Genomic DNA, 24,938 nt, shown 5'->3' with positions numbered 1-24,938 from the left:
TTGAACTTTTGCTTTGTCACAGGATGTCGCTACAGGGTCAGGAGTGTGGTGATCTGATCCTAATTTCGGCTAAAAGTTCGATTTATTCAACAAAGCCGTATTAAGGGGGTTATGATGGAAAAAAATAACGAAGTCATCCACACACATCCCCTCGTCGGATGGGATATCAGCACAGTAGATAGCTATGATGCGCTGATGCTACGCCTGCACTACCTGACACTGAACAAGCCAGACGAGAAAGAAACCGAAGTCGGACAAACATTGTGGCTTACCACGGACGTCGCCAGACAATTTATTTCTATTCTTGAAGCCGGTATTGCAAAAATAGAGTCCAGCGACTACCACGAAAATGATTATCGTAAGCATTAGTCCGGCACCATTTTCACCAGGCACCCTCAGGGGTGCCTTTTTTATTGTTGCCTATTGCCTGTTAACGGCTGGTTAATTACCCTGCTAACTACGTTACCGAATAATGAGTCTCACATTATGGAATATGATTTTATCATTGTGGGCAGTGGCTCCGTTGGGGCCGCCGCTGGCTATTATGCCACCCAGGCCGGTTTACGGGTGCTGATGATCGACAGCGCTCACCCGCCCCACAAGCAGGGAAGCCACCACGGCGACACCCGGCTCATTCGCCATGCCTACGGCGAAGGCGAATACTATGTCCCGCTGGTGCTGCGCGCCCAGCAATTGTGGGGGGAATTACAGGCCCACTGCAACGAGCCCATTTTTGATAAAACCGGCGTACTGAACCTTGGCCCACAAGATTCAGCCTTTCTGGCGGGTGTCCGCAACAGCGCCAGCCGCTGGGATCTCCCTCTGGAGCCGTTAACCGCCAGCCAGCTTCGCCAGCGCTGGCCGCAAATCAGCGTACCGGATAACTATCTGGGGTTGTTTGAGCCCAATGCCGGGGTGCTGTACAGCGAAAAGGCCATCAGTACCTGGATAACCCTCGCCCGGGAAGCCGGGTGTAGCCAATTATTTAACTGCCCGGTGACAGCCATTGAGGCACTGGACGACGGCGCGGTAGTAACGACACCGGAAGGGGAATTCACCGGACATAAACTGTTGCTCAGTGCCGGTACCTGGGTGAAAACGCTGGCCCCGACACTGCCGGTTACCCCGGTGCGTAAAGTGTTTGCCTGGTTCCAGGCAGACGGGCGCTATGCCACCAGTAACCGCTTCCCGGCGTTTACCGGCGAGCTGCCCAATGGCGATCAGTTTTACGGTTTCCCGGCGGAGAACGACACCCTGAAGATAGGCAAACATAATGGCGGCCAGGCGATTAGCCACCCAGAGCAGCGGCTGCCCTTTGCCCAGTGCCCCGGTGACGGTTCAGAAGCCTTCCCTTTCCTGCGTCAGATCCTGCCCGGCATCGGCGGCTGTCTGTATGGGGAGTCCTGCACCTACGATAACACCCCGGATGAGGACTTTATTGTCGACACCCTGCCCGGCATCCCCAACGGGATGGTGATTACCGGGCTCAGCGGCCACGGCTTTAAATTTGCCAGCGTGCTGGGCGAGATAGCCAGCCAGTTTGCCCAATCACAGCCGGTGGCGTTTGATCTGCGCCGCTTCCGGCTGGACAGGTTTGCCTCTGCCGCAGCGCAATAACGGCTAACCGGCCAGCGCACGGCGCGCTCCGGGGTGTCAGGCGTCTTTTTCCGGGTCCGGGATACCCAGCATGGTATTAAGCGCCCCGCGGGATTTATTAAAAATCCGGGTGCCGGTTTCACGCCCGGCCCGGCGACGGCGCTGCTCTTCTTCTGGCAGGGAGAGCTCATCACGGCAGCGCTCGCTACAGCACCCCTGATAGATTTCAGCGCAACGGGGGCACTGGATAAACAGCAGGTGGCAGCCATCATTCACACAATTAGTATGGCTATCGCAGGGGGCGCCGCACTGGTGGCAGTGGGCAATTACCTCCGGTGAGATACGCTCCCCCATCCGCTGGTCGAAAACAAAGTTTTTACCGATAAACCGCACCGGCAACCCCTGTTCCCGGGCCTTGCGGGCATATTCGATAATCCCCCCCTCGATGTGATACACCTTGTTAAAACCGTTATGGCGCATCCAGGCACTGGCTTTCTCACAGCGAATGCCCCCGGTACAATACATCACGATATTTTTATCCCGGTGCTGTGCCATCATCTCTACGGCTTTGGGTAACTGCTCGCGGAAGGTGTCCGCCGGGATCTCAAGGGCATTCTCAAAGTGGCCCACTTCATATTCGTAGTGGTTACGCATATCAATAAACACCGTGTCCGGGCTGTCCGCCATGGCGTTCACCGCCGCGGCATCCAGGTATTCCCCTACGGCGCCGGGGTCAAATGTCGGATCATCAATACCGTCGGCCACAATCCGGTCCCGGACCTTCATGCGCAGCACCCAAAAGGATTTTCCGTCGTCATCGAGGGCAATGTTCAGCCGCAACCCATCCAGCCGGGGATCGTATTGATAGAGAGTGTCGCGCAGCGCGTCGACATTGGCCGTGGGCACGCTAATTTGCGCGTTGATCCCTTCCCGGGCGAGATAAATACGCCCCAGCACCCCAAGGGCGCTAAATGCAGTGTACAGCGCATCCCGGGTTTGTTGGGGATCCTCAAGGGTGAGGTATTTGTAAAATGAGATTGTTGTCCGCGGGACATTGTCCGCCTGAACCTGCGCCCTGAGGGCGTTATTATTAATCCGGTTGTGTAACACTGGCATGGTGTACGCTCCTGATGAAAAAAAGTGGCCGCATCTTATAGCAGCACGCCATATTTTACATCTATTTAATTTGCGCTACATTTCATTCGGAATATCAATCTATCCGCAACCATTGTTGATGAAGTAACCGGTCACCACAGAGACATTTTGGTCCGCCATAAAATGGTGTCACAATGGACAAACAGGAACCTTATTTATAACTACAGGATCTCATGACCCATTTACCGCGTTTTACCCGCTCCCTTTTACATCCCCGCTATTGGCTTACCTGGCTGGGGATCGGTGTGCTGTATCTGGTGGTACTTCTTCCCTACCCGATTATTTACCGCATTGGCTCCGCCATGGGCTGGCTTGCCATGCGGGTTCTTAAACGACGGGTAAAAATCGCCTACCGTAATCTTGAACTGTGCTTCCCGGCGATGTCAGACGCCGAGCGCAAGCGCCACGTGGTCGAAAATTTTCGCTCCGTGGGTATGGGGGTGATGGAAACCGGCATGGCCTGGTTCTGGCCAGACTGGCGGGTAAAACGCTGGTTTGACGTTATCGGCTTTGACGAAGTACACAAATTACAGGCAGCGAAACGCGGTATTTTGTTGATTGGCCTGCATTTTCTGACCCTCGAACTGGGGGCGCGTATTTTCGGTATCAACGCCCCCGGCATTGGGGTTTACCGTCCCAATGATAACCCAGTCATCGGCTGGCTACAGACCTGGGGGCGGACCCGCTCCAACAAGACCATGCTCGATCGCAAAGATCTCAAAGGGATGATCCGGGCACTGAAAAACGGTGAGGTTATCTGGTACGCGCCGGACCACGATTATGGCCCCCGTAACAGCGTATTTGTGCCGCTGTTTGCCGTTGAGCAGGCCGCCACCACCTCCGGCACCTGGATGCTGGCGAAAATGTCCAAAGCCAGTATTGTACCGTTTGTTCCGCGCCGTAAACCGGACGGTAAAGGCTATGAATTGATTATGCTGCCGCCGGAAAATGATCCGCCGCTGGGCAGCCCGGAAGAGACCGCCGCCTGGATGAATAAAATTGTCGAGCACTGCATCATGATGGCGCCGGCGCAATATATGTGGCTCCACCGGCGCTTTAAAACCCGGCCAGAGGGCGTGCCGCCCTGCTATTAACCGATCTGCACAGCCGCCCACGGGCGGCTTTTTAGTCACAACGCCACTGGCTGGTATGATAAATCCCCGTCGTTTATTTCCTTATAATTTGCGCGCCATTAGCCTCTGGGCGCATAATTAGCCCTCTAACTATCCACCCTGCCCCTCCCGGCATAGCGAACGCGTCGACCCTTATGCATAGCCCAGCCCATCCGCTGAACTGGAAACGTAACCTGACCATTACCTGGTTTGGCTGTTTTTTAACCGGCGCAGCATTCAGCCTGGTGATGCCCTTCCTGCCGCTGTATGTCGAGGCGCTGGGGGTACATAACCATGAATCACTCAATATCTGGTCCGGCCTGGTATTCAGCATCACTTTTTTATTCTCCGCCATCGCCTCCCCGTTCTGGGGCAGCCTGGCCGATCGTAAAGGCCGTAAGCTGATGCTGTTACGCTCCGCCCTCGGCATGGCCATTGTGATGCTACTGATGGGGATGGCGCAGAATATCTGGCAATTCCTGGTACTGCGCGCCCTGCTCGGCTTACTGGGGGGCTATATTCCCAACGCCAATGCGCTGATTGCCACCCAGGTGCCGCGCCAGAAAAGCGGCTGGGCGCTGGGCACGCTATCTACTGGCGGGGTAGCCGGGGCGCTACTTGGTCCGCTAGCCGGCGGGCTGCTGGCAGACAGCTACGGCCTGCGCCCGGTATTTTTTATTACCGCCAGCGTACTGCTGTGCTGTTTTCTGCTCACCTGGTTCTTTATCGAGGAGCGCTTTGAACCGGTATCCCGCCAGGCAATGCTCAGCGCGCGCCAGGTTTTTAGCTCCCTGAAGCGCCCGCGGCTGGTCCTTAGCCTGTTTGTTACCACCATGATTATCCAGGTCGCCACAGGGTCCATTGCGCCCATCCTCACCCTGTATGTGCGGGAGCTGGCGGGAAATGTCGCCAACCTGGCGTTTATCAGCGGCATGATAGCGTCGGTTCCCGGGGTGGCCGCCCTGATAAGCGCCCCCCGGCTGGGGAAACTCGGCGACCGTATCGGGCCGGAGAAAATCCTCATCGTGGCGCTGATAGTCTCAGTTCTGCTGCTGTTGCCAATGGCCTGGGTACAAACCCCTCTGCAGCTGGGGATCTTGCGCTTTCTGCTGGGTGCAGCAGACGGTGCGTTACTTCCGGCGGTGCAGACACTGCTGGTGTATAACGCCACTAACCAGATCTCCGGGCGAATTTTCAGTTACAACCAGTCCTTCCGGGATATTGGCAACGTCACCGGGCCACTGATCGGTTCTGCGGTGGCCGCCCATTATGGTTTCCGTACCGTGTTTTGTGTCACCGCTGTAGTAGTATTATTTAATGCGTTCTATTCCTGGGTCAGCTTACGCAATAAAAAGCCAGTCAATGCCCCATAAGCAGCGCTTAACCGTGCGTATTTTGTCGTATAACTGAAAGATGATGTGAAATTTATTTTACTCAGGTTATTGATTAACAAGCACCAGGCAAATAACTTCCGTACTTATTGTTAATATCCGCACAACATGTCGTTTGATATCACATAATGAGAATTTCAATATTCTCATTTTTACCGGTTAATGCGAATATCCCCCTCACGAACTCATTGTCTTATCCTTTTATCATCCTTCGCACCTATGCTCCCTACTCCGGTAGGGATTTTTTTTGCCATATCAATCCTGAAAGGCTGTCTTATATTGACGCTCAGGTTGCGCCCGTCTATAGATTGAATTACCCCCTTTGCCAATCAGATCAGGAGAGTGACCAATGTCCAGCCATGACGATACTTTCTACTATACCCTTGATGAGGCCATCGATGCCGCACGGGAGGCGTTCCTTGCCGCCCATACTCTGGAAGAGAGCGACGCCAACGTAGAGCAGCTGTCGGTGCAGAAGTACATCATGCAGGATGGCGACGAGATGTGGCGGGCAGAATTCCTCGGCGACGACGATGAAGATCCCGCTGACTGCATCCCGTTACTCTCCGGTGTGGCGGCGCAGAGTGTGTTCGACGGGGATTATGAGATAGGCGAAATCCGCCAGCAATGGCAAGAAGAAAACACCCTGCACGAGTGGGACAACGGCGAATTTCAGCTCGAACCGCCGCTGGATACCGAAGAAGGTGAAGCCGCCGCCGATGAGTGGGACGAGCGTTAATACTCAGTCATACGGCCCGTGGCTGGCATCAACCGGCAGCAGCAGGGTATCAAAGATCAGCGAAAACGGCAGATCAATCACCGTCACGTATCGCCAGGGGGAATCCCGCAGATCCCACTGTACCCCGGGGTAATACTGGTTTCCGTGCCCCTGGCCCGGTACTGTCCGGCTGATAATACTGCCGCATCCTGAGAGCATCAGGCTAATGAGCACGATAATCACTGCTTTCACGGGGTTCCCCTGTGGTCTGTTTTTGCCAGTATAACGGGCAAGCGGCCGATAAAAAAATGCCGCCCGGGGCACCGGACGGCATTTCTCAACTGTGCGCGGCACTGCCGCTAATTAGCCACGGGTGCGAAGGATATTCGGATCCAGCGGACACTGGCGGTACTGCTCAACCCAGGAGGAGTATTTTTCCGGGTTAGACCAGACGCGGTAGTGCATTCTCGCCATGGTCACCGGGTCGCTCAGTAGCACCAGACGGCGGTCACGGTTGAGTTTATCCGGGTTCTCGTTGAGCGCCTGCTCAACATGACGGTCCCGGGCAATATCCAGCACATGACTGGCCCGGTGGCGGGCGGTCGCCATGGCACAGGACAAGGCATTCAGCGACGGGTGAAATACCGCGTGCATAAAGCCATTGGCCAGTTCCCGGCTGCGGTTGAGCACCAGATAGCTGTCCATCGCCTGCAATACCGCCGGTTGCTGATATTCCTCAGGGATCAGGAACAGCTTCCAGCGCCGGGTACGCAAGCCCACCGTAGCGCGGCTGGAAATCGCCGAGACAAACGGAGAGAGGATCAGCGACACCACAATCGGCGCCAGCCAGAACAGGAAACGCAGATCCAGCCACGCCATGCCCACTGCCCACACCAGCCCCAGCAACATCTGCGAGCCATGACGCATAAACGCCTCGCCCCAGGGGGTGGAGTCATCATCACGCTGTGGAGAGTTCCACACCACTTCCCAGCCGAGGAAGGCACTGACCACAAACACGGTGTGAAACAGCATACGCACCGGTGCCAGCAGCACAGAGAACAGCACTTCTAACAGCAGGGAGAGCGTGACCCGAATAAAGCCGCCATACTCTTTGGTGCCTTTGCACCAGATAAGAATAATGCTCAGCAGTTTCGGCAGGAACAACAGCACCATGGTCGAGGCAAACAGCGCTATGGCCAGCTCCGGCCGCCACTGTGGCCACACCGGGAACAGCTGCCGCGGTTGCAGGAAGTATTGCGGCTCAGTTAGCGCATGCACCACCTGTAACGCCGTGGATAACGCCAGGAACGTAAACCACAGCGGGGCTGACAGGTATGACATAACCCCGGTCAGGAACACCGCGCGGTGTACCGGGTGCATCCCTTTGACCAGGAACAACCGGAAGTTCATCAGGTTCCCCTGGCACCAGCGGCGGTCGCGTTTCAGCTCGTCCAGCAAGTTAGGCGGCAGCTCTTCATAAGAGCCCGGCAGATCGTAGGCTATCCACACCCCCCACCCCGCACGGCGCATCAGCGCAGCCTCAACGAAGTCATGGGAAAGGATAGACCCGGCGAAGTTCCCCTCGCCCGGCAGCGGCGCCAGCGCACAATGCTCAATAAACGGTTTCACCCGGATAATCGCATTGTGGCCCCAGTAGTGGGACTCGCCCAATTGCCAGAAGTGCAGGCCGGCAGTAAATAGCGGCCCGTAAACCCGGGTAGCAAACTGCTGGCAGCGGGCATAGAGCGTATCCATCCCGGAGGCACGCGGCGCGGACTGAATAATACCGGCATTCGGGTTGGCTTCCATCAGCCGCACCAAGCCAGTCAGACAGTCACCGCTCATCACGGAGTCAGCATCCAGCACCACCATATAGCTGTACTGGGAGCCCCAGCGACGGCAGAAGTCATCAATGTTGCCGCTTTTGCGTTTCACCCGGCGACGGCGACGGCGATAGAAAATCTGCCCTTCCCCACCGACTTCAGCAATCAGCTCCATCCAGGCTTTCTGCTCAGCAACGCAGATATCCGGGTTGTAGCTGTCACTCAGGATGTAAACATCAAAATGCTGTTGCTGTCCGGTCGCTTTCACCGACTCCCAGGTCGCCCGCAACCCCGCGAACACCCGGTTGACGTCCTCATTACAGATAGGCATCACCAGCGCGGTGCGGTGGGCCGGATCGATGGGCTCATCCCCCACGGTGGAGGCCGAGATACTGTAACGATCTTTACCGATCAGCAATTGCAGAAAGCCCATCAGGGCAGTCCAGAAACCGGAGGAAACCCAGCAAAACAGGATAGCAAACAAGATCAGTATCCCGCTTTGCAGCACATAAGGCAGCAGCTGCATAAACGAAATCCACAGATCCTGGCCCACCATGTCCGCCGGGCTTATCAGCGACCATCCCTGATAGGGCAGGATGGTCTTCATATACCAGGTGGCAATCACGGTCTGCACCAGGGTGAGGATCAACAGCACATAGCGGCGAATGGTCCCCGCGGTGCGCCACCCGGTTTCATGGGCTTTTTCCTCATCACTCAGGCGGCTGAGATAGTTTGCGGAGTTATCTTTACCCCGCAGCCTATCCCAAAAACGCCCGACGGGGTTAGTCCGCCAGGGATCAGGGATCATCGCGGAACGATGGATTTTCGGCATCGCCTGAAGCTGATCGCGGCCTTCGGCATCTTTGATCAACTGCTGGCCACCCAGTGAATCCGGCCAGCTGGCGTTTAACCGCGCAGCCACTGACCCCAGAGGCGCATCATCCTCCCGGGGAAAGTGCCGGTGTTCGCTATCCAGCGCCTGATGGACAGCCTGTAAATCCGATTTCGGCAGTGCCGCTTTCTGCTCAGCAGAAAGCGGGAGAGACTCAATATAATCGGGCATCGTTTCAGTCGACTTATTCATTGGCAGGTAGCTGGTAGCTCCAGGTTTCGCTCAACGTCTGATCACCATTGACCAGCGCTGCGCGCATATCCGTGGTTTTCTTATCGTCTTTCAGCTTCACGCGCAGCGTTAAACGCCAGCCTTTGATAACCGGGTTATAACGCACGCTGCTCTCAACGATTTCGCCATTATCGCCAATGCTGGCCTGGGCGGTGATCGGCGCGTTTTCCGGCAGTTTCTTCAGCGCCTGCCCGGCGAAATCCACCACAAACGCGATGGTGCCATCAGGCTGACGAATCAGATTTGACTGTTTAACATCCCCCGTAGAGCGACGGGTCTGCACAACCCAGGCATTATCTGCCGCATGCAGTTTGTCTTCATCGCGACTAAAGGTGATGTTGTATTTAAAGTTCATTTCCTTACCGGCGGCCGGTAATTGATCCGGGGTCCAGTAAGCCACGATATTATCGTTGGTTTCGTCGTTAGTCGGGATTTCGACCAGTTCAACCCGGCCTTTACCCCAATCACCTACCGGCGTTACCCAGGCACTTGGACGTTTGTCATAGCGATCGTCAAGATCTTCGAAGCGGGAGAATTGGCGGCCGCGCTGCAACAAGCCAAAGCCTTTCGGGTTTTCGGTCGCATAGCTGCTGACAGCCAGACGTTTCGGGTTGTTCAGCGGACGCCAGATCCACTCCCCATTGCCGGCCTGGATCGACAGACCATTAGAGTCATGCAGTTCCGGACGGAAGTTGGTGGTTGGCGACGGCTGGTTAGGCCCGAACAAGAACATACTGGTCAGCGGCGCAACGCCCAGTTTGCCCACTTTGTCACGCAGGTAAACTTTCGACTGGACATTCACCACAGTATCGCGGCCCGGCATTACCACAAAGCGATACGCACCCGTCGCGCGGGGGGAGTCCAGCAAGGCGAAAATGGTCAGGCGTTTTTCATTGGCTTTCGGGCGCTCAATCCAGAATTCGCGAAAACGCGGAAATTCTTCGCCAGAAGGCAATGCCGTATCAATGGCCAGGCCACGGGCAGACAGACCATAGGTTTGCCCGCCGCCGATCATGCGGAAATAGCTGGCGCCAAGGAAGCTGGCCACTTCATCTTGTTTATCTTTGCTGTTTACCGGGTACAGCACTTTAAACCCGGCAAAACCCAGGTCTTTGACGCTGTCTTTATCGTGTTTAACGTCACCGAAGGTAAAGTAATCCGGGCTGTATTTGATTCTCCGCACGGTATTGGCGGTCACTTCATTGATAACCACAGGCGTATCGAAGTACATCCCCTGGTGGTAGAATTCGAGCTTGAACGGGGTCTTAACGTTGTTCCAGTAGGCTTTATCATGGTTGAACTGGATCTGTTGATAATCCGCATATTTCATATCGCGGAAAAGGGACGGCAAGTTGCTCTTAGGCGCTTCATAGGCTTTGCCTGCCAGTGATTTCGCTTGTTTTGCGACATCATCAATAGAGAAGGCCCACACTGAAGTAGTATAAAGAGACAGCACGACAGCTGCACTCAGCCAACCCATTTTCATCATTTTTGGTTGTTTGTGTTTCATATTAACCAGCACATCCCCCTTTGTGTGCTTAAATCAATCCGATCCATTTTAATGGCAGTGCTGCAATCCCACAACCAGATACCGCCCTCGCGGCGCTCACTGGCTCATGCTTTAAGCAAATAAAAGAGAGTGTGACGACCTTTCAGAACGCTACTCAAAGACAGCTCACCAACTTTCGTGTAGTGTTGACTGATTCTAACGCCACTGAGAGTAAGCATAAGGCGAATTGTCTGAGATTCTCCGGAGTGATATGAGTAAGACCACCCCACAACGTGAATTTTTCCTTGATTCTATTCGCGCCTGGCTCATGCTGCTGGGTATCCCGTTCCACATATCCTTAATCTATTCATCGCATCGCTGGCATGTAAATAGTACCGATGCCTCCTGGTATTTAACGCTATTCAACGATTTTATTCATGCCTTTAGGATGCAAGTTTTCTTCGCTATTTCCGGTTATTTTTCATACATGCTATTTTTGCGCTACCCGCGTCAAAAGTGGTGGAAAGTCCGGGTAGAGCGGGTCGGTATTCCGATGCTAACCGCAATTCCTTTATTGACCCTGCCGCAATTTATTATGTTGCAACATGTAAAGGGCCAGTGGAATAACTGGCATAATCTGAGCGGTTACCAGCAATACAATACATTAGTCTGGGATCTGATATCGCATCTTTGGCTTCTCCTGGTGCTGGTTATCCTGACCACCCTCGGGATGGCTATTTTCCAGGGACTGAAGAAAAATAACCGGTTAGCGCAGTTGTCAGCATATAGCCAACCGCTAACGATGGGAAAACTTTCAGTGCTATTTCTGGTGTTCGGTTTGTGCTATGCCGCCCTACGCCACGCCTTGTTTGTCTTCACCCCATCAATACTCAGTGACGGCCTTTTTAATTTTGCCGTCATGCAAACCCTGTTTTATTTGCCCTTCTTTCTCCTCGGCGCGCTGATGTTTAAGTATGATAAGCTCAAAGCGCTATTTACGACGCCGTCACGCGGATGTCTGATTGGCTCAACGCTGCTGTTGGTTGTCTACATTGTTAATCAGCGCTATGGCAGTGGTGATAAATGGCTGTATGAGGCGGAAAGCGTGATTACCATGGTGATGGGGCTGTGGATGGTGAATGTGGTTTTTGCCTTCGGGCATCGTTTTCTGAACAGCCATTCCCGTCGGGTTACTTATCTGGTCAATGCATCGCTGTTTATTTATCTGGTACACCACCCGTTAACGCTGGTGTATGGCGCATGGATAACCCCTTATATCCACTCCAACTTGCTGGGCTTCGCGGCGGGGCTGGTATTTGTGGTCGGTATTGCGCTGATCCTGTATGAAATCCATCTGCGCATTCCCTTACTGCGTTTTCTGTTCTCCGGTAAACCACAAAATAAAGCGGTATCCGTGTGATCGCCGTTGTTACCGGCAGAGGGCGCTGCCGGTGGCATGGTGTATCTCACGCGTTATCGCGCGAAACGCCATTATAAGCTTTTATGGGCCGCCAGATCTGCCAGACACTGCTGGTACAGTGCCAAGGTTGACGCATCGAAACAGACAAATAGCACCCGCTCAGGGTGCCCGCGCCGGGTGACATAACGGTTAACCGTGGCGACCGCTATTCTGGCGGCTTCCGCGCTGGGGTAACCATAAACACCGGTGCTGATTGCCGGGAACGAGATGCTGTGATAATCGTTGGCCGTGGCCAGCTCCAGGCTGTGGTGATAGGCCTCCGCCAGCAGGTCCGCTTCGTGCTGCTCCCCGCCGTGCCAGACTGGCCCCACAGTATGGATAACCGCCTTTGCCGGTAAATTCCCTGCCCCGGTTATCACCGCATGGCCTGGCGGGCACTCCCCCTGTTGCTGACGCACCAGCTTACACTCGGCCAGCAATGTCGGCCCCGCGGCCTGATGGATAGCCCCATCAACACCGCCGCCCCCCATCAGGGACGGATTTGCCGCATTCACGATAACGTCCACCGGGATCTGAGTAATATCGCCGAGACACGCGCACATGCGTTGCAGCATATTCGCCTCATTATTCGCCATTTTTAACTCCAGAATTACCGCTTATCAACCATACCGGCCAGATAGCTCCCGGCCGGCAGGCAATAATACCTGATAAGCACCTTGATTGCCGGACAGAGCACCGGGACTGAGACTATTAATACGCCATACACCGTCTGATCCCAGACGGCCATTGCTCTCTTTATGCGGGCTTTTCGACAGGCTGTACAGGTGACGAATCCTATTTTGAGGGATTTAATTATTAGCCAGCAAAACAATTGTTACAATAGGTTACATATACTCCTTTTGCCAGCGTCTATTTCTCTGGCTACGCTTTATGCTGGTGAAAGTTTGTACAATCGCCGCTATTCCTCTACGCTTTTTTTATTTAATTGCTCATTCCAAATTACACACAGTTCTGGAGAGCCTTATGACAATTGATAATAATCATCATGATAAAGGCGTTCTGTTTCTGATCACTAAGCCGTCCCTGCAATCCGGGCTGTTGTTAACCGCGCTGAAGAAACAGTTTTATAATAATAGCCAGCTAATTGAAAGCCACATTATTGATACCACCCCCTTTGCTGATAATGATATTCTGCTTTTTGATATCGCCGCTGTCGATGATGATGCGGCCCAGCACTGGTGCCGTATTCTTTCCCGGAGTGATAAAAAATTTAGAACCATAATATTTAATACCACGCAGACATCACAATACCGGGATATAAGCCGCTGGCCAAACCTGAGCGCGGCTTTTGATACCGCCATTAATGAACAGCAATTAATTGACGGGATCCATAATGTCCAGCGCGGTGAACAATGCTTCCCGAAGGCGATGAGCAATTATATCATCCAGCAACTTAATTTATCCCAGCCGAAATGGAATAGTACCGTCGCGCTGACATACCGCGAAAAAGAAATTTTGAATAAACTGCGCCAGGGGGCCTCCAATCTGGAGATAGCCCAATTACTGTTTATTAGTGAAAATACGGTAAAAACACATCTGTATAATTTATTCAAAAAGCTGGCGGTAAAAAACCGCACCCAGGCCGTATTCTGGGCGGATAAAAATATGCGCTAGAAAAAGCGGGAGGGGAAGCCAGTCACCGCCCGGCCAGGCCGCACCGGGCAAGCATAATTATTCACTCACCACGGTTTTACTGCCCCGGGCAGCCAGCCACAGCCCGCTGTTTTTCATCGCGAAGCCGAACAGGAGCCCCAGTAGCAGCGCTGGCACCACCGCACGCCATTCGCCGCCTGCCGCAAAGATGGCGCAGGCGCCGATAAAGGTCCCCGGCACAAAGGAGAGCAGCAACTGCCGCGATTGCAGACACATCAGGAAAGCCACCACGCCGGTCACCCCATAGCCAAGGATATCACTGTGCGGCGCGACTGCACTGCCCGCGATAATCACTCTGGCCCAGAGCACCCCGCTCATCAGCGTGCAGGCCGAAATGGCCAACCCTTTTAGCCGCTCCTGCGGGCAGGCGAAATAGGCAGTACACCCCAGAAAACCGGCCCAGTTCAGCAGGCCGAGGGCAACCGCCACCCAGCCCCATAATGCAGAGAGCACCCCGGTGGTCAGTGCCAGTGCGAGAAGTTTATTCATGTTCATGGGGCTTATCATAACAAAGCCCCCGCATTAAATTGGGAGTTAAACCGCAACTTAAAGAAACAGAAATGCAAGATTGCAGATATTTAGTGATCTAAATCACTCTTCGTCTTCTTCCTGCAGGTCATCCCACATGGCCTGGATGGCATCCCGGGTTAACATCGCCATGGTACGCCAGAACGCGGTAGTAGCGTGGGCTTCAACTTTGCCGAGGAAGGTCCCACACCAGGGCAGCAGATAATCGGCGAAGAACACCGTCAGCGCTTCCGTTTCGTCCTCCAGGCGCTGATCTTCCAGCCAGGAGGCCGCCAGCAACAGCATGCCGAAGTGATCAACGGCCCCTTCCGGCAGCGGCATACCGCGGGCAGTAAGATACTGGCGCACATCCAGCGCATCATCCGCCGCCACCCAGGCAGAGCGATAAGGCGACACGCTGGCGTCCTCGCCAGTAAACAGGGCGTTATAGTCGGCGGAGAGTGCCTCTGCATCGGCGTTTTGCGCCAGCCGCGCCAGTAATTCGTCCTGTTCCAGCGGCCAGTTTGCCGCCAGCTTATTCCCGCGGATCAAGTCATACACCGGGGCCAGCACCGGATCCTGAGGCTGGCGATAGAACAAAGAACCCAATACCCGGCACAGCAAAGAAAATTCATTCATGGGAGATTTCCAGTTAACACGTCAAAGTGAAGCAAATTCAGTAATTGGGGCCATTCCTCTGAATTCGAGGAAGTCCAGTAAGCGCCGGGGCGTCACGTTCAGAATACGTTCTTCGGGGAAGCCCACCGCGTCGAGGATTTTACGGCATTCGCCAAAATCCCCCAGAGTAAATGCCGTATGGGAATCCGATCCCAGTGCTATCCAGCCACCGGCATCGCGCACCGCCTCCGCCACTGCGCGGCAGTTCTGCTCGCTGCCCTTGCGGGAGTGGGTGAACGACGAGTTGTTAATTTCCAGCGCCACATGGTGTTTTGCCGCGGCCTGGGCAACCGCCCGGATATCAATGGGGTACTTCGGGTTGCCCGGGTGGCTAATAATATGTACCTGCCCACTGGCAAGGGTGGCTATCATCGCCGCGGTATGGGTTGCTGCATCGCTCGGGGGGAATACCGGCTCATGAAAACCGGCAATAATCAGATCAAGGCTGCCGCGCATCCGTTCATCGCAGTCTATCTCACCGGCGGTGTTTCTGATATTGGCTTCGATACCGCGCAGGATCCCAATACCATCCACCATCCGGGGCCAGATACGCATGTTAATGAAATGCCACGGGTGCGGGGCATCCGCCATTTCAGGGCCATGATCGGTAATCGCGAACAGCGCAATGCCCTTTTGACGGGCAATGGCAATATAGTCATGGAGTGTGCTGTAGGCGTGAGTGCTGGCGACGGTATGCATATGCAAATCTACAGGGTACATGTGGCGTTCTCCTTATTGTCACGCCGCCAGAATAACAGTTATTACTCGCCTTTTTTAGCCTGTGGCCCAATCAATATCCACGGACCAGATCCACTTCACCCTGCGGGTAGCGCCCTGACTCAATGCTGGCGATAGTTTTGCCAATAAACGCAATCGCCTCTAATGGCCGGGTGACTGCGGCAATATGCGGTGTCATGACCACGCGCGGATGCTGCCACAGCGCGCTGGATACCGGCAGCGGCTCCTTGCTGAAGACATCAAGCATTGCGCCCTTGATATGTCCGGCATCGAGGGCGGACAGCAGATCATCCTCCACCATGTGGACCCCGCGCGCCAGATTCAGCACGAACGCGCCGGGGGATAACTGGCGCAGCAGCGCGGCGTTAATGATCCCGACAGTTTGCGGGGTGTTAGGCAGCAGGTTAATCAGTACCCGGGTGCCATCAAGAAAAGCCGGTAATTGTTGCTGGCCGGCAAAACTGGTGACACCGGGATAGTCTTTGTGGCTGCGGCTCCAGCAGCGCACCGGGAAGCCCCACTGCACCATGCTTTCGGCAACTTTTGCCCCCAGAACCCCGGCCCCGAGGATCCCGATGGTAAACCCGGCGCGATCATACTCTGCCAGCGGCTGCCACTGTCCTGCGGCCTGCTGGCGCTGGTAATCGTCAAAACGGCGGAACCAGTGTAATACCTGGCTCACGGCATACTCCTGCATCTGGAGCCCCATCCCGGTATCTTCCAGGCGGTATAGCGGGACACCGGCGGGCAACATGTCTGGGTGGGCTTTCATCTGGCTGAGGATACTGTCGACCCCGGCGCCAAGGGCAAATACCGCTTTTAAGGTGCTGCGGCCGCGCAGCATCTCGAGGGGGGGATGCCACACAAGGGCATAATCGGCGTGCTGGTCATCGCCGGGTTGCCAGACCCGAACCCGGGCACCGGGAATAGCGTGTTGCAGGTTTTCCACCCACCAGGATGAATCAAATGTTGGGTGATAAAAAATAATATCCATACAGGCTCCTGATTTTTACGTATTTTTGTCTCGCGACTATTGTGCCACATCCCGGCCACGGCCAAAAAGTGACAATTATAGATGTTAAAACCGGCAATCTGTTTGAAGTTTGGCTAATCGGTGCATTAAGCTGAAAAAAGGCGTTGACGCCGGGGGTGGTTTTCCCTAAATTAGCGCCCGTTCCAGCAGCGGCGCTGCGGGGATGACAATATGGTGAGGTGTCCGAGAGGCTGAAGGAGCACGCCTGGAAAGTGTGTATACGGCAACGTATCAAGGGTTCGAATCCCTTCCTCACCGCCATATTTAAAGAAGAGCTCGTCCTGACGGACGGGCTTTTTTTTCGCATATTCTCCGCGAGGAAGGGTGAGAACCCTTGACCGGGTTCGACAGCCGCCCCGCGGCTGGACGATGCCCCCGGCATCGCCCGCAGGGTGAGCGCAGCGAATCCATCCCTTCCTCACCGCGCGGTTAAGGTATAGAAAAGAAGAGATTATCCTGTCGGATAAGCTTTTTTTTGCCTATTCTCCGCGAGGAAAGGTGAGAACCCTTGACCGGGTTCGACAGCCGCCCCGCGGCTGGACTATGCCCCCGGCATCGCCCGCAGGGTGAGCGCAGCGAATCCATCCCTTCCTCACCGCGCTATTTCCACCAACTCACCCTCAGAGAGGGGTATATTCACCCCACTGAATCTCCGTAGCCTATCAGCTGATAACCCGGCCCATTCTGGCTAATCACGATGCACTCAATCACAGGGGGTTAGATGAACGAAAGACACGCCGATCTTATCAAGCAGTAGACAATCATCAACGTCTTTCAGGTTATCTTTATGCCATTGGTCCACACTACACAGTAATGTTGCCAATGCCTTTCCCCTGGCCCGCTGTGCGTTCTCCGCAACAAAAAGGTCGAACTCATACAGTTCAGCTAATCTATCAAGGTGATATCCCCAACATTAACAAAAAAAAAACCGCAGCCCGATCTGAGGCAAACGTTAACAATAGGAGATGGCTATGCTCGAACTTCGCCCGAACTGTGAATGCTGCGATAAAGATCTGCCGCCGGACGCCCCTGACGCTTACATTTGCTCATTCGAATGCACGTTTTGTATTGCTTGCGTGACCCAGGTGCTTAACGGCCATTGCCCAAACTGCGGCGGCGAACTGGTGCGGCGTCCAGTACGCTGCATCTCGACTAGCCGCCGCTAAAACGGGCTGCGGCTGCAAATATGGACTGGCGCGCCACTGACGGGATGGACAAACCGCAATTCACTGGCGTGCAGCATCAGCCGCGGTGTCTGTCCGGTGCCGGGTGGCAGTAGCCCGCCATACAGATCGCAGCCCAGAATCGGATGGCCCAGATGCTGGCAATGAATACGTAACTGATGGGTACGGCCCGTTTCCGGGGTAAGCTGCACCCGCGTCACCGGCAGTAATGTGCCATCCTCCTGCTTGCGATAAACACGCTCCACCACCCGATAGCGGGAACGCGCGGGCTTACCGTTGATGGCGCACAGCGACATACGCGGAAATAACGCCGGATCTTTGGCGATAGCAGCGTCGATCACCCCGTCATCGTCAGCCAGATGGCCACACAGCAATGCGCTATATACTTTACTGACGGTGCGCTGGCTAAACTGCTGGCACAGCGCCACATTGATAGCCTTATTACGGGCAACCAGCATCAGCCCGGAGGTGCCAAAATCGAGGCGGTGTACCAACGTGCAACCGGGGAATATCGCTAATAAACGGTGGTGTACCGAATCCCGGTTTTGCGGATTTTTCCCCGACAGGCTGAGTAGCCCGGCAGGCTTATTGATCAGCACCAGGTGCGCATCCTGATAAAGGACCACTATCTCCTCGCGGCACGGTGGAGCAATAAAAGTATCAATAATCGTCGACATCAGGCGGCCCGAACAGGAAGTAGCGGCGGATCATAGCGAATTTTTCACCGGCTGGCGAATCAGGAAAAAGGCTGGCCAGCTGGTTTATTTCCCCCCATAAAGCAAAAGGCCCTGACGGGCCTTTTGGCGTTAATCAATACCGGGAAACGCACTCAGTCATAGGCATGAAGCGTTCTCTGGCACAGCACCGAGCGTACACAGTCATCTTTAGTGAACCGCACAATGCCTATCATCTCGTCATCATCAAAGCGCGCTAACGCATCGCTTAATCCAGATTTCACCCCCGCCGGTAAATCACACTGGGAAATATCACCGTTCACAATAACCGTGACATTCTCCCCCAGGCGGGTCAAAAACATTTTCATTTGCGCTGCGGTGACATTTTGCGCCTCATCCAAAATCACAAACGCATTTTCAAACGTACGCCCACGCATATAGGCAAACGGCGCGATTTCCACCTTACCTATTTCCGGCCGCAGACAATATTGCATAAACGAGGAGCCAAGGCGGCGCAGCAATATGTCATAGACCGGGCGAAAATACGGGGCAAATTTCTCGGCGATATCACCGGGCAAAAAACCCAGATCCTCATCCGCCTGCAATACCGGACGGGTAACAATAATACGCTCAACATCTTTGTGTATTAATGCCTCCGCCGCTTTGGCGGCACTAATAAATGTTTTGCCGCACCCGGCTTCGCCGGTGGCAAATATCAGTTGTTTGGTCTCAATGGCATCAAGGTAAGATTGTTGTGTGTCATTACGAGCATGAATCGGGCTGGTATCGCGACTATCCCGCGCCATACCGATAGATTCAACACCACTCATTTCTACCAGCGAAGTGACCGATTCGTGTTCACGTTGTTTATGGCTGCGTGAATCCCGCCGTAATACACGTTTCGCTTCACGACGGGCTTTGATCACTGCTTTTTGTCTTCCCATAGATGGCACCCTACTTGTTGGTTTCATTCCCCGCACCGCATCATATGGCGCGATTATGCTTACTAACGAATGAGGTTTGGCTTCCTTGTAAGCCAGATACTGCCTGATGACGAAATAATGCAATACGCCGCCTGCACCGCGGGTATAACACCGGTAAGCGTGATGATTGCCGTAAAATGTCGCAGAGAAAAGTCAGGATAGTTGTTGGCGGGGCGTTTAATAGCGCGCCAGGTTGACGAGTTTTTATTTCGATATGCGGTACAACATACAAGCATTCGCGATCTCCATAGTGAAACGATGTCACAACCGGGAACTACCGCTGTTGTTTTAATACACCCAAATAACACTAAAATGCAACAATATTTATACTTTATTTTAACCAAACATGATGCCCGGCTGATGACAGAACTGTGGCACAGTTATATTACAGAAAAATATCAGCCGGTTAATCGCCGTCGTGAATATCACAACCCGGTCTGTCCCAGGGGTCAGGACTCCAGTAACCCCTGGCCGAGGTAGTGATCGGCATCAGGGACACCGGGGAAGACAAAGAAATAGCCGCCGCCCACTGGGCGCACGTACTCCTCCAGCGCCTCGCCATTTAGCCGCCGCTGCACCGCCAGGAAGCCTTTTTCCAGATCATGCTGATAACAGACAAAAAGCAGCCCCATATCCAGTTGCCCGGAGGCCGACACCCCGGCAGAGTAGCTATATCCCCGGCGTAACATCAGGCTTGATGCGGCCTCCGGCGTTCGCGGGTTCGCCAGGCGCATATGGGCATCGAGGGCAATAATATCCCCGTCCGGGTCGCGGCTATAGTCCGGCACATCATGCTCATGGACCATTCCCAGCGGCGCACCGCTGAGCTTGTCGCGGCCAAAAATCGTTTGCTGCTCTTTCAATGGGGTCCGGTCCCATGATTCAACGTGGAACTGAATAATCCGCACCGCCTGATAGCTACCGCCGGTGGCCCATTTGGGCTCCTGCTGGTCCGCCGTTACCCACAGCGTACGGTCCATCAGCGCCGTATCGTGGCTATCCGGGTTCGCGCTCCCGTCTTTAAAGCCCAGCAAATTAATCGGCGTTTCCCGGCCTTCGCTCCGGGCCGCATGGTTCGAGATAAAACCATCCCGCTTCCAGCGCACGCTGAGTAAGTCCGGGGTGTGCTTAATAATATCCCGCAGCGCATGCAGCACCGTATCCGGGGTATTGGCACAAATCTGGAGTAATATGTCCCCGTGGCACTGGCTGGCGTCCAGCGCATCATTAGGAAAGCGGGTCATGGTGACGAGCTTTTTCGGGCGCAGCGCCTCAAGGCCAAAGCGGCTATCAAAAAAGTCATAACCGGCTGAGACCGTCATGGTCAGGTTATCCGGGTGGATCTCTCCCCCAAGGATACCCGAATCCATCGGCGGCATCCGCGGGTTCGGGGTTGGTGGTGGTGCCCCGCCCCGGGTTAAGAAGGCAATCCGCTGGGTTAATAGCTTCATCAGGCGGATTGCCCCGGCCCGGTCACTGGCCAGCACGTCAAACGCCACCAGCAGCATTGAGGCCTGCTGCGGGGTCACAATACCGGACTGATGGCGGCCATAAAACGGCTGGCGCTGATCGCGACGCTCAGCCGTGGGTGGCGCCACAGGCGCACTGCCATGGGCCAGCGGGCAGCCGCCACCGGCCGCCAGCGCAGTCCCCATAATCCCCAGCCCTTTTAACAACTGGCGGCGCGCCGGCTGCGGCACGCCCGGTTTGGTTTTATCCTTCATCTGGCTTAATCCAGGCCCAGCACACCGCGCAATAATGAGAGATCTTCCGCCAGTGCCGTCACCGGCCCTTTCAGGGATTTGCGATCGGCATCGGTCAGTTTGTCATAGGTTTCAAAACCCGTTTTGGTGCGGTATTTCGCCAGAATACTGTCGACGGTTTTAAAATTACCATCCACCTTGGCCAGCAGCGGCGCGTTGTCTTTCGCCAGTAGCGGGCGCAGCAACTCGACAATTTTCTGCGCGCCGTCCACATTCGCCTGGAAATCCCACAAATCGGTATGGCTGTAGCGATCTTCCTCACCGCTTATCTTACTGGCCGCCACTTCTTCTATCAGCCCGGCCGCCCCGCCAACCACTTTGCCCGGCGGGAACGCCAGCTCCGCAACCCGCTGCTGCAAATCAAGCACGTCGTGATTCAGCTGATCCGCATAGCTGTCCATCCCTTTCACGCTGTTATCACCAAACAGCGCTTTCTCCAGGCGGTGGAAACCGGTGAATTTAGGGTCCGCCGCTTTTTGTTCATAATCATCTTCGCGGGCGTCGATGCTGCCGTCGAGATCAGAAAACAGCTCGGCAATCGGCTCGATACGCTCGTAATGCTGGCGGGTGGGCGCATACAGTGCCCGGGCTTTGGCGATATCCCCGGCTTTTACCGCATCGGTAAAGGCTTTGGTGCCGCTGACCAGTGCCGCCACCTCGGCAGTGACATACGCTTTATACTGGGTAATCGGGCCCGCGAGGGCCAGCAGATTGGCGCTGGCACTGCTCGCCTTCCCGCCTGCGGCCTGAACAATCAATTTCCCCTTCGGGTTACTCAGTAAACCGCAGGTCATATCATATTCGCCGGGGGCGAGGTTCGCCGTCAGCTTCTGGGAGAATCCCGGGGCAATATTCTCCCGCTCCTCCACCACCATCACGCCTTTCAGGATCTCCCATTCCAGCGCTTTCTGGCTATTGTTCTGCACCACAAAACGGGTCTTACCGGCATTTACCGTCAGGGACATTGGCTGGCACTGTTTGTCCGTGACAGTGACTTTTACCTCAGGAATATCCTCGGCGCTGAGCGCCATACTGCTGTACCCCAACAGCGAAGCCAGCGCAACCGACACTACGTTAGGCGGATAGATCTTTATCATGACTTTCCCTTTATCAAATAGTACAGCAGTAAATTAGCGCCCGCCCCCGGCGGCCTGCGCCGCCAGACGTGACGGTGTGAAGAAGCACCATAACGCCGGCAGTAAATACGCCAGCCACACCACCACCTCGCTAACCGAAGGGGACTCCTGGTAACCAAAAATCCCTTCCAGCAAGGTACCGAACAGGGTGTGGGTGGAGAGGTGATTACTGAGATCAAACGCCACATCCTGAAAATAGTTCCATAGCCCGGCTTCGTGGAAGGCGCGGATCGCACCGGCAGCCAGCCCTGCCGCCACCAGCAGAATAAACAGGCTGGTCCAGCGGAAAAATGCCGCCAAATTCAGCCGCACACCGCCGATATAGATCAAAAAGCCCAGCGCAATGGCGGCCCCCAGTCCCAGCATGGCCCCAAGCGGTGGCCAGATGCCCACATCTTGTTGAAAGGCCGCCAGCAGGAAGAAGACTGACTCCAGCCCTTCCCGGGCAACGGCAAAAAATACCATCAGCACCAGCGCCCAGGCATGGCCGCCGTGACGCTGTAATGCGCTGTCCACCGCCTGCTCCAGTTGCGCCTTCACATTACGCGAGACTTTCCGCATCCAGAACACCATCCAGGTGAGGATTATCACCGCCACCACGGCGACAATACCTTCAAACAGCTCCTGCTGTTTTTGCGGGAACTCACCGGTGGTTTGATTAATAAAGATCCCCAGCCCAAGGCATAACGCCGCCGCCAGCAATACCCCAACCCACATTACGCCCAGATAGCGCCCGCGCTGGGTACGCTTCAGATAACTGGCGATCAGGCTGACAATCAGCGCAGCTTCGAGCCCTTCGCGCAACATAATCAGAAACGGCACAAACATCCCGCACACCTTTTAATGAAAAGAAAGCTAAATGGACGCAAAGAAGCGTAAATGATAGTGATAGCGATTATCATTATGCGCAGCGGGAATTCAAGAGGGGGATGTAAAAATAAATAACTTTAAATGTAAAAAAAACGGGCGCAATTGACAGTGCGCCCGTAGAGGATTTCGCCGCAGCGTAAAACGTTATTCCGGCTGTACCGTGGCCGTTGCCGCCGTGCCGTTATAGTGGGCGTCTGCCTGGGCAAAACGGCGCTGGATACTGGCCGACGGAGCCCGGGTCAACAGGCTGACCAGCACAATTCCGAGGCTGGCAAACACGAAGCCGGGGATAATTTCATACAGGTTCAGCTAGGCGTACTGTTTCCAGACCACCACCGTCACTGCGCCAATAATCATCCCTGCCAGTGCGCCATTGCGGTTCATGCGCGGCCACAGTACCGAGAACAAAATCACCGGGCCAAAGGCCGCCCCAAAGCCAGCCCAGGCATAGCTCACCAGCCCCAGCACGCGGTTTTCCGGGTTTGCCGCCAGGGCAATGGCTACCAGGGCCACCACCAGCACCATCAGGCGCCCGACCCATACCAGCTCACGCTGGCCGGCATTTTTGCGCAGGAAGGCTTTGTACAAATCCTCGGTGATGGCGCTGGAGCAAACCAGCAATTGGCAGCTCAGGGTGGACATCACCGCCGCGAGGATCGCGGAGAGTAACACCCCGGCAACCCACGGGTTAAACAGCAACTGGGTCAGTTCAATAAACACCCGCTCGCCGTTCTGGTTTACCGCCCCGGCCTGATCCGGGTGGTTGTTGAAATAGGCAATACCAAAGAACCCTACCGCCACGGCACCGGCCAGGCAGAGGATCATCCAGGTCATAGAGATACGGCGGGCGTGAACGATGGTGTGGTGAGAATCCGCCGCCATAAAGCGCGCCAGAATGTGCGGCTGGCCAAAGTAACCCAGCCCCCAGCCCATCAATGAGATAATCGCCACCACATTCAGCCCCTTGAGCATATCGACATTCTCAATGCTTTTTTGCTGAATAATGACCAGCGAGTCACTAACCCCGCCAACCGCGAAGATAACAATCACCGGGGTCAAAATCAGGGCGAAAATCATCAGGCTGGCCTGAACGGTATCCGTCCAGCTTACTGCCAGGAAACCGCCAATAAAGGTATAAATAATGGTGGCCGCCGCCCCTAACCACAGGGCTGTTCCGTAATCAATCCCAAAGGTGCTTTCAAACAACCGCGCCCCGGCCACAATGCCGGAGGAGCAATAGATAGTGAAGAACAGTAAAATCACCAGCGCCGAAATAATCCGCAAAATACGGGTGCGGTCTTCAAAGCGATGGGTGAAATAATCCGGCAGCGTCAGGGCATTATTGTTGGCCTCGGTATGGACGCGTAACCGCCCGGCCACCAGCTTCCAGTTAACCCACGCCCCCAGCACCAGACCGATGGCAATCCAGCTTTCTGAAATACCGGATAAATAAATCGCCCCGGGCAACCCCATTAATAACCAGCCGCTCATATCAGAGGCGCCGGCAGATAATGCGGTAACAACCGGGCCGAGGCTACGGCCGCCCAGAATATAATCGTCGAAGTTTTTTGTCGAACGCCAGGCAATAAACCCAATCAGGATCATGCCAAAGATATAGACAAAAAAAGTCACCAGTAGCGGTGTACTTACGGTCATGCAGATTCTCCGAATAATGTTGTGCTGTTGCTTTTAAGCGCCAAAAACACGCAAAAAACGACGCGACACCCTGTCGTAATTGCTAAGCGGCTATCCTGCCGTGCCCGGACGTTATTTACAAATAAGTTAACATAATATTTACATGAGCTATTACCGGGACAAACGCAAACTTTGCG

23 protein-coding genes, 1 tRNA gene, 1 other RNA gene and 1 pseudogene are annotated in these 24,938 nt (G+C 54.8%); 10 read left to right on the top strand and 16 right to left on the bottom strand.

Annotated features, from left to right (window positions below; all coding sequences use genetic code 11):
* Positions 1-114: 114 nt before the first annotated feature.
* Together bssS and solA are read left to right on the top strand one after the other, a co-directional pair.
* Positions 115-369 (top strand): biofilm formation regulator BssS, encoded by a 255-nt coding sequence (bssS, locus tag F9C28_RS13770; protein ID WP_199015937.1) that lies wholly within the window; start codon positions 115-117, stop codon positions 367-369.
* 117 nt (positions 370-486) lie between these two features.
* Positions 487-1,617, top strand: coding sequence for an N-methyl-L-tryptophan oxidase (gene solA, locus F9C28_RS13765; RefSeq protein ID WP_199015931.1), 1,131 nt, complete (start codon positions 487-489; stop codon positions 1,615-1,617).
* A gap of 36 nt (positions 1,618-1,653) precedes the next feature.
* Here the strand turns inward: solA and trhO are convergent, their stop codons facing one another.
* Positions 1,654-2,712 (bottom strand): oxygen-dependent tRNA uridine(34) hydroxylase TrhO, encoded by a 1,059-nt coding sequence (trhO, locus tag F9C28_RS13760; protein ID WP_199015930.1) that lies wholly within the window; start codon positions 2,710-2,712, stop codon positions 1,654-1,656.
* Between the two features lie 212 nt (positions 2,713-2,924).
* Here trhO and F9C28_RS13755 point away from each other — a divergent pair, with 212 nt between their 5' ends.
* The 3 genes from F9C28_RS13755 to F9C28_RS13745 all read left to right on the top strand — a co-directional run bounded on the left by F9C28_RS13755 (position 2,925) and on the right by F9C28_RS13745 (position 5,993).
* Positions 2,925-3,845 (top strand): Kdo(2)-lipid IV(A) acyltransferase, encoded by a 921-nt coding sequence (locus F9C28_RS13755; RefSeq protein WP_199015929.1) that lies wholly within the window; start codon positions 2,925-2,927, stop codon positions 3,843-3,845.
* A 173-nt stretch (positions 3,846-4,018) separates the two neighbouring features.
* A complete protein-coding gene (gene mdtG / locus F9C28_RS13750) occupies positions 4,019-5,236 on the top strand; it encodes a multidrug efflux MFS transporter MdtG (protein WP_199015928.1) in 1,218 nt (405 codons plus the stop codon).
* Between the two features lie 367 nt (positions 5,237-5,603).
* Positions 5,604-5,993: a MysB family protein gene (locus tag F9C28_RS13745; RefSeq protein WP_199015927.1), complete on the top strand. Its 390-nt coding sequence runs from the start codon at positions 5,604-5,606 to the stop codon at positions 5,991-5,993.
* A 3-nt stretch (positions 5,994-5,996) separates the two neighbouring features.
* Here F9C28_RS13745 and F9C28_RS13740 read toward each other — a convergent pair whose 3' ends face one another.
* The 3 genes from F9C28_RS13740 to mdoG all read right to left on the bottom strand — a co-directional run bounded on the left by F9C28_RS13740 (position 5,997) and on the right by mdoG (position 10,407).
* Positions 5,997-6,224: a YceK/YidQ family lipoprotein gene (locus F9C28_RS13740; protein ID WP_199015926.1), complete on the bottom strand. Its 228-nt coding sequence runs from the start codon at positions 6,222-6,224 to the stop codon at positions 5,997-5,999.
* A 111-nt stretch (positions 6,225-6,335) separates the two neighbouring features.
* The gene (gene mdoH, locus F9C28_RS13735) at positions 6,336-8,879 is read right to left on the bottom strand and encodes a glucans biosynthesis glucosyltransferase MdoH (RefSeq protein ID WP_199015925.1); all 2,544 of its coding nucleotides are present in this window, start codon (positions 8,877-8,879) and stop codon (positions 6,336-6,338) included.
* The gene (mdoG, locus tag F9C28_RS13730) at positions 8,872-10,407 is read right to left on the bottom strand and encodes a glucans biosynthesis protein MdoG (protein ID WP_199015936.1); all 1,536 of its coding nucleotides are present in this window, start codon (positions 10,405-10,407) and stop codon (positions 8,872-8,874) included. Before mdoG ends, mdoH begins: the two co-directional genes overlap by 8 nt.
* Before the next feature lie 271 nt (positions 10,408-10,678).
* Between mdoG and mdoC the strand changes: the two genes are divergently transcribed.
* Positions 10,679-11,827 (top strand): glucans biosynthesis protein MdoC, encoded by a 1,149-nt coding sequence (gene mdoC / locus F9C28_RS13725; protein WP_199015924.1) that lies wholly within the window; start codon positions 10,679-10,681, stop codon positions 11,825-11,827.
* A gap of 71 nt (positions 11,828-11,898) precedes the next feature.
* Here the strand turns inward: mdoC and ymdB are convergent, their stop codons facing one another.
* On the bottom strand, positions 11,899-12,441 hold the full coding sequence (ymdB, locus tag F9C28_RS13720) for an O-acetyl-ADP-ribose deacetylase (RefSeq protein WP_199015935.1): 543 nt from the start codon (positions 12,439-12,441) through the stop codon (positions 11,899-11,901).
* Between the two features lie 409 nt (positions 12,442-12,850).
* Here ymdB and csgD point away from each other — a divergent pair, with 409 nt between their 5' ends.
* Positions 12,851-13,501 carry a biofilm master transcriptional regulator CsgD gene (gene csgD, locus F9C28_RS13715; protein WP_199015923.1) on the top strand — a complete coding sequence of 217 codons (651 nt, stop codon included), beginning with the start codon at positions 12,851-12,853 and terminating at the stop codon, positions 13,499-13,501.
* A gap of 57 nt (positions 13,502-13,558) precedes the next feature.
* Here csgD and F9C28_RS13710 read toward each other — a convergent pair whose 3' ends face one another.
* From F9C28_RS13710 to ghrA, 4 genes are all read right to left on the bottom strand, one after another.
* Entirely contained in the window at positions 13,559-14,029 is a 471-nt protein-coding gene (locus F9C28_RS13710) for a DUF1097 domain-containing protein (protein ID WP_199015922.1), read from the bottom strand.
* A gap of 102 nt (positions 14,030-14,131) precedes the next feature.
* Positions 14,132-14,686 carry a TorD/DmsD family molecular chaperone gene (locus F9C28_RS13705; protein ID WP_199015921.1) on the bottom strand — a complete coding sequence of 185 codons (555 nt, stop codon included), beginning with the start codon at positions 14,684-14,686 and terminating at the stop codon, positions 14,132-14,134.
* Positions 14,687-14,707: 21 nt separating this feature from the next.
* Complete coding sequence (locus F9C28_RS13700) at positions 14,708-15,445, bottom strand: phosphatase (RefSeq protein WP_199015920.1); 738 nt, start codon at positions 15,443-15,445, stop codon at positions 14,708-14,710.
* A gap of 70 nt (positions 15,446-15,515) precedes the next feature.
* Positions 15,516-16,457: a glyoxylate/hydroxypyruvate reductase GhrA gene (ghrA, locus tag F9C28_RS13695; protein WP_199015919.1), complete on the bottom strand. Its 942-nt coding sequence runs from the start codon at positions 16,455-16,457 to the stop codon at positions 15,516-15,518.
* A gap of 212 nt (positions 16,458-16,669) precedes the next feature.
* Here ghrA and F9C28_RS13690 point away from each other — a divergent pair.
* A tRNA-Ser gene (locus tag F9C28_RS13690) sits at positions 16,670-16,757 on the top strand.
* Positions 16,758-16,800: 43 nt separating this feature from the next.
* Positions 16,801-16,923, top strand: a non-coding RNA gene (locus F9C28_RS13685) — RtT sRNA.
* Between the two features lie 276 nt (positions 16,924-17,199).
* On the opposite strand, the gene F9C28_RS13680 is transcribed toward F9C28_RS13685, so the two are convergent.
* Positions 17,200-17,376: a DUF1543 domain-containing protein gene (locus F9C28_RS13680; protein WP_199015934.1), complete on the bottom strand. Its 177-nt coding sequence runs from the start codon at positions 17,374-17,376 to the stop codon at positions 17,200-17,202.
* Between the two features lie 91 nt (positions 17,377-17,467).
* Here F9C28_RS13680 and F9C28_RS13675 point away from each other — a divergent pair, with 91 nt between their 5' ends.
* On the top strand, positions 17,468-17,662 hold the full coding sequence (locus F9C28_RS13675) for a DUF1272 domain-containing protein (RefSeq protein WP_199015918.1): 195 nt from the start codon (positions 17,468-17,470) through the stop codon (positions 17,660-17,662).
* On the opposite strand, the gene F9C28_RS13670 is transcribed toward F9C28_RS13675, so the two are convergent.
* The 6 genes and pseudogenes from F9C28_RS13670 to putP form a co-directional block, all read right to left on the bottom strand.
* Positions 17,659-18,357: an RluA family pseudouridine synthase gene (locus F9C28_RS13670; RefSeq protein ID WP_199015917.1), complete on the bottom strand. Its 699-nt coding sequence runs from the start codon at positions 18,355-18,357 to the stop codon at positions 17,659-17,661. The genes F9C28_RS13675 and F9C28_RS13670 overlap by 4 nt on opposite strands.
* A gap of 152 nt (positions 18,358-18,509) precedes the next feature.
* Positions 18,510-19,298, bottom strand: a complete 789-nt coding sequence (phoH, locus tag F9C28_RS13665; protein WP_199015916.1) for a phosphate starvation-inducible protein PhoH — start codon at positions 19,296-19,298, stop codon at positions 18,510-18,512.
* A 488-nt stretch (positions 19,299-19,786) separates the two neighbouring features.
* Positions 19,787-21,061: an iron uptake transporter deferrochelatase/peroxidase subunit gene (gene efeB, locus F9C28_RS13660; RefSeq protein WP_199015915.1), complete on the bottom strand. Its 1,275-nt coding sequence runs from the start codon at positions 21,059-21,061 to the stop codon at positions 19,787-19,789.
* Positions 21,062-21,066: 5 nt separating this feature from the next.
* On the bottom strand, positions 21,067-22,197 hold the full coding sequence (gene efeO, locus F9C28_RS13655) for an iron uptake system protein EfeO (RefSeq protein ID WP_199015914.1): 1,131 nt from the start codon (positions 22,195-22,197) through the stop codon (positions 21,067-21,069).
* Positions 22,198-22,230: 33 nt separating this feature from the next.
* Complete coding sequence (efeU, locus tag F9C28_RS13650) at positions 22,231-23,064, bottom strand: iron uptake transporter permease EfeU (protein ID WP_199015913.1); 834 nt, start codon at positions 23,062-23,064, stop codon at positions 22,231-22,233.
* A 186-nt stretch (positions 23,065-23,250) separates the two neighbouring features.
* Positions 23,251-24,762, bottom strand: a pseudogene (gene putP, locus F9C28_RS13645) (sodium/proline symporter PutP).
* Between the last annotated feature and the right edge of the window lie 176 nt (positions 24,763-24,938).

The sequence above is a fragment of the Shimwellia pseudoproteus genome (assembly GCF_016415625.1).
GTDB classification, from domain to species: domain Bacteria; phylum Pseudomonadota; class Gammaproteobacteria; order Enterobacterales; family Enterobacteriaceae; genus Shimwellia; species Shimwellia pseudoproteus.
Note: the sequence above shows the minus strand (reverse complement) of the source record. Positions and strands in the feature narration are given on the sequence as shown.

What these genes read in the sequence shown, in the direction of transcription:
- mdtG (WP_199015928.1), top strand. Translation starts at nt 4,019, where the DNA reads ATGCATAGCCCAGCCCATCCGCTGAACTGGAAACGTAACCTGACCATT.
- bssS (WP_199015937.1), top strand. Translation starts at nt 115, where the DNA reads ATGGAAAAAAATAACGAAGTCATCCACACACATCCCCTCGTCGGATGG.
- mdoG (WP_199015936.1), bottom strand. Translation starts at nt 10,407, where the DNA reads ATGATGAAAATGGGTTGGCTGAGTGCAGCTGTCGTGCTGTCTCTTTAT.
- csgD (WP_199015923.1), top strand. Translation starts at nt 12,851, where the DNA reads ATGACAATTGATAATAATCATCATGATAAAGGCGTTCTGTTTCTGATC.
- F9C28_RS13710 (WP_199015922.1), bottom strand. Translation starts at nt 14,029, where the DNA reads ATGAATAAACTTCTCGCACTGGCACTGACCACCGGGGTGCTCTCTGCA.
- ghrA (WP_199015919.1), bottom strand. Translation starts at nt 16,457, where the DNA reads ATGGATATTATTTTTTATCACCCAACATTTGATTCATCCTGGTGGGTG.
- F9C28_RS13675 (WP_199015918.1), top strand. Translation starts at nt 17,468, where the DNA reads ATGCTCGAACTTCGCCCGAACTGTGAATGCTGCGATAAAGATCTGCCG.
- F9C28_RS13670 (WP_199015917.1), bottom strand. Translation starts at nt 18,357, where the DNA reads ATGTCGACGATTATTGATACTTTTATTGCTCCACCGTGCCGCGAGGAG.
- ymdB (WP_199015935.1), bottom strand. Translation starts at nt 12,441, where the DNA reads ATGCTGCAACGCATGTGCGCGTGTCTCGGCGATATTACTCAGATCCCG.
- F9C28_RS13745 (WP_199015927.1), top strand. Translation starts at nt 5,604, where the DNA reads ATGTCCAGCCATGACGATACTTTCTACTATACCCTTGATGAGGCCATC.
- efeB (WP_199015915.1), bottom strand. Translation starts at nt 21,061, where the DNA reads ATGAAGGATAAAACCAAACCGGGCGTGCCGCAGCCGGCGCGCCGCCAG.
- F9C28_RS13755 (WP_199015929.1), top strand. Translation starts at nt 2,925, where the DNA reads ATGACCCATTTACCGCGTTTTACCCGCTCCCTTTTACATCCCCGCTAT.
- mdoC (WP_199015924.1), top strand. Translation starts at nt 10,679, where the DNA reads ATGAGTAAGACCACCCCACAACGTGAATTTTTCCTTGATTCTATTCGC.
- solA (WP_199015931.1), top strand. Translation starts at nt 487, where the DNA reads ATGGAATATGATTTTATCATTGTGGGCAGTGGCTCCGTTGGGGCCGCC.
- F9C28_RS13705 (WP_199015921.1), bottom strand. Translation starts at nt 14,686, where the DNA reads ATGAATGAATTTTCTTTGCTGTGCCGGGTATTGGGTTCTTTGTTCTAT.
- F9C28_RS13700 (WP_199015920.1), bottom strand. Translation starts at nt 15,445, where the DNA reads ATGTACCCTGTAGATTTGCATATGCATACCGTCGCCAGCACTCACGCC.
- trhO (WP_199015930.1), bottom strand. Translation starts at nt 2,712, where the DNA reads ATGCCAGTGTTACACAACCGGATTAATAATAACGCCCTCAGGGCGCAG.
- efeO (WP_199015914.1), bottom strand. Translation starts at nt 22,197, where the DNA reads ATGATAAAGATCTATCCGCCTAACGTAGTGTCGGTTGCGCTGGCTTCG.
- phoH (WP_199015916.1), bottom strand. Translation starts at nt 19,298, where the DNA reads ATGGGAAGACAAAAAGCAGTGATCAAAGCCCGTCGTGAAGCGAAACGT.
- mdoH (WP_199015925.1), bottom strand. Translation starts at nt 8,879, where the DNA reads ATGAATAAGTCGACTGAAACGATGCCCGATTATATTGAGTCTCTCCCG.
- efeU (WP_199015913.1), bottom strand. Translation starts at nt 23,064, where the DNA reads ATGTTTGTGCCGTTTCTGATTATGTTGCGCGAAGGGCTCGAAGCTGCG.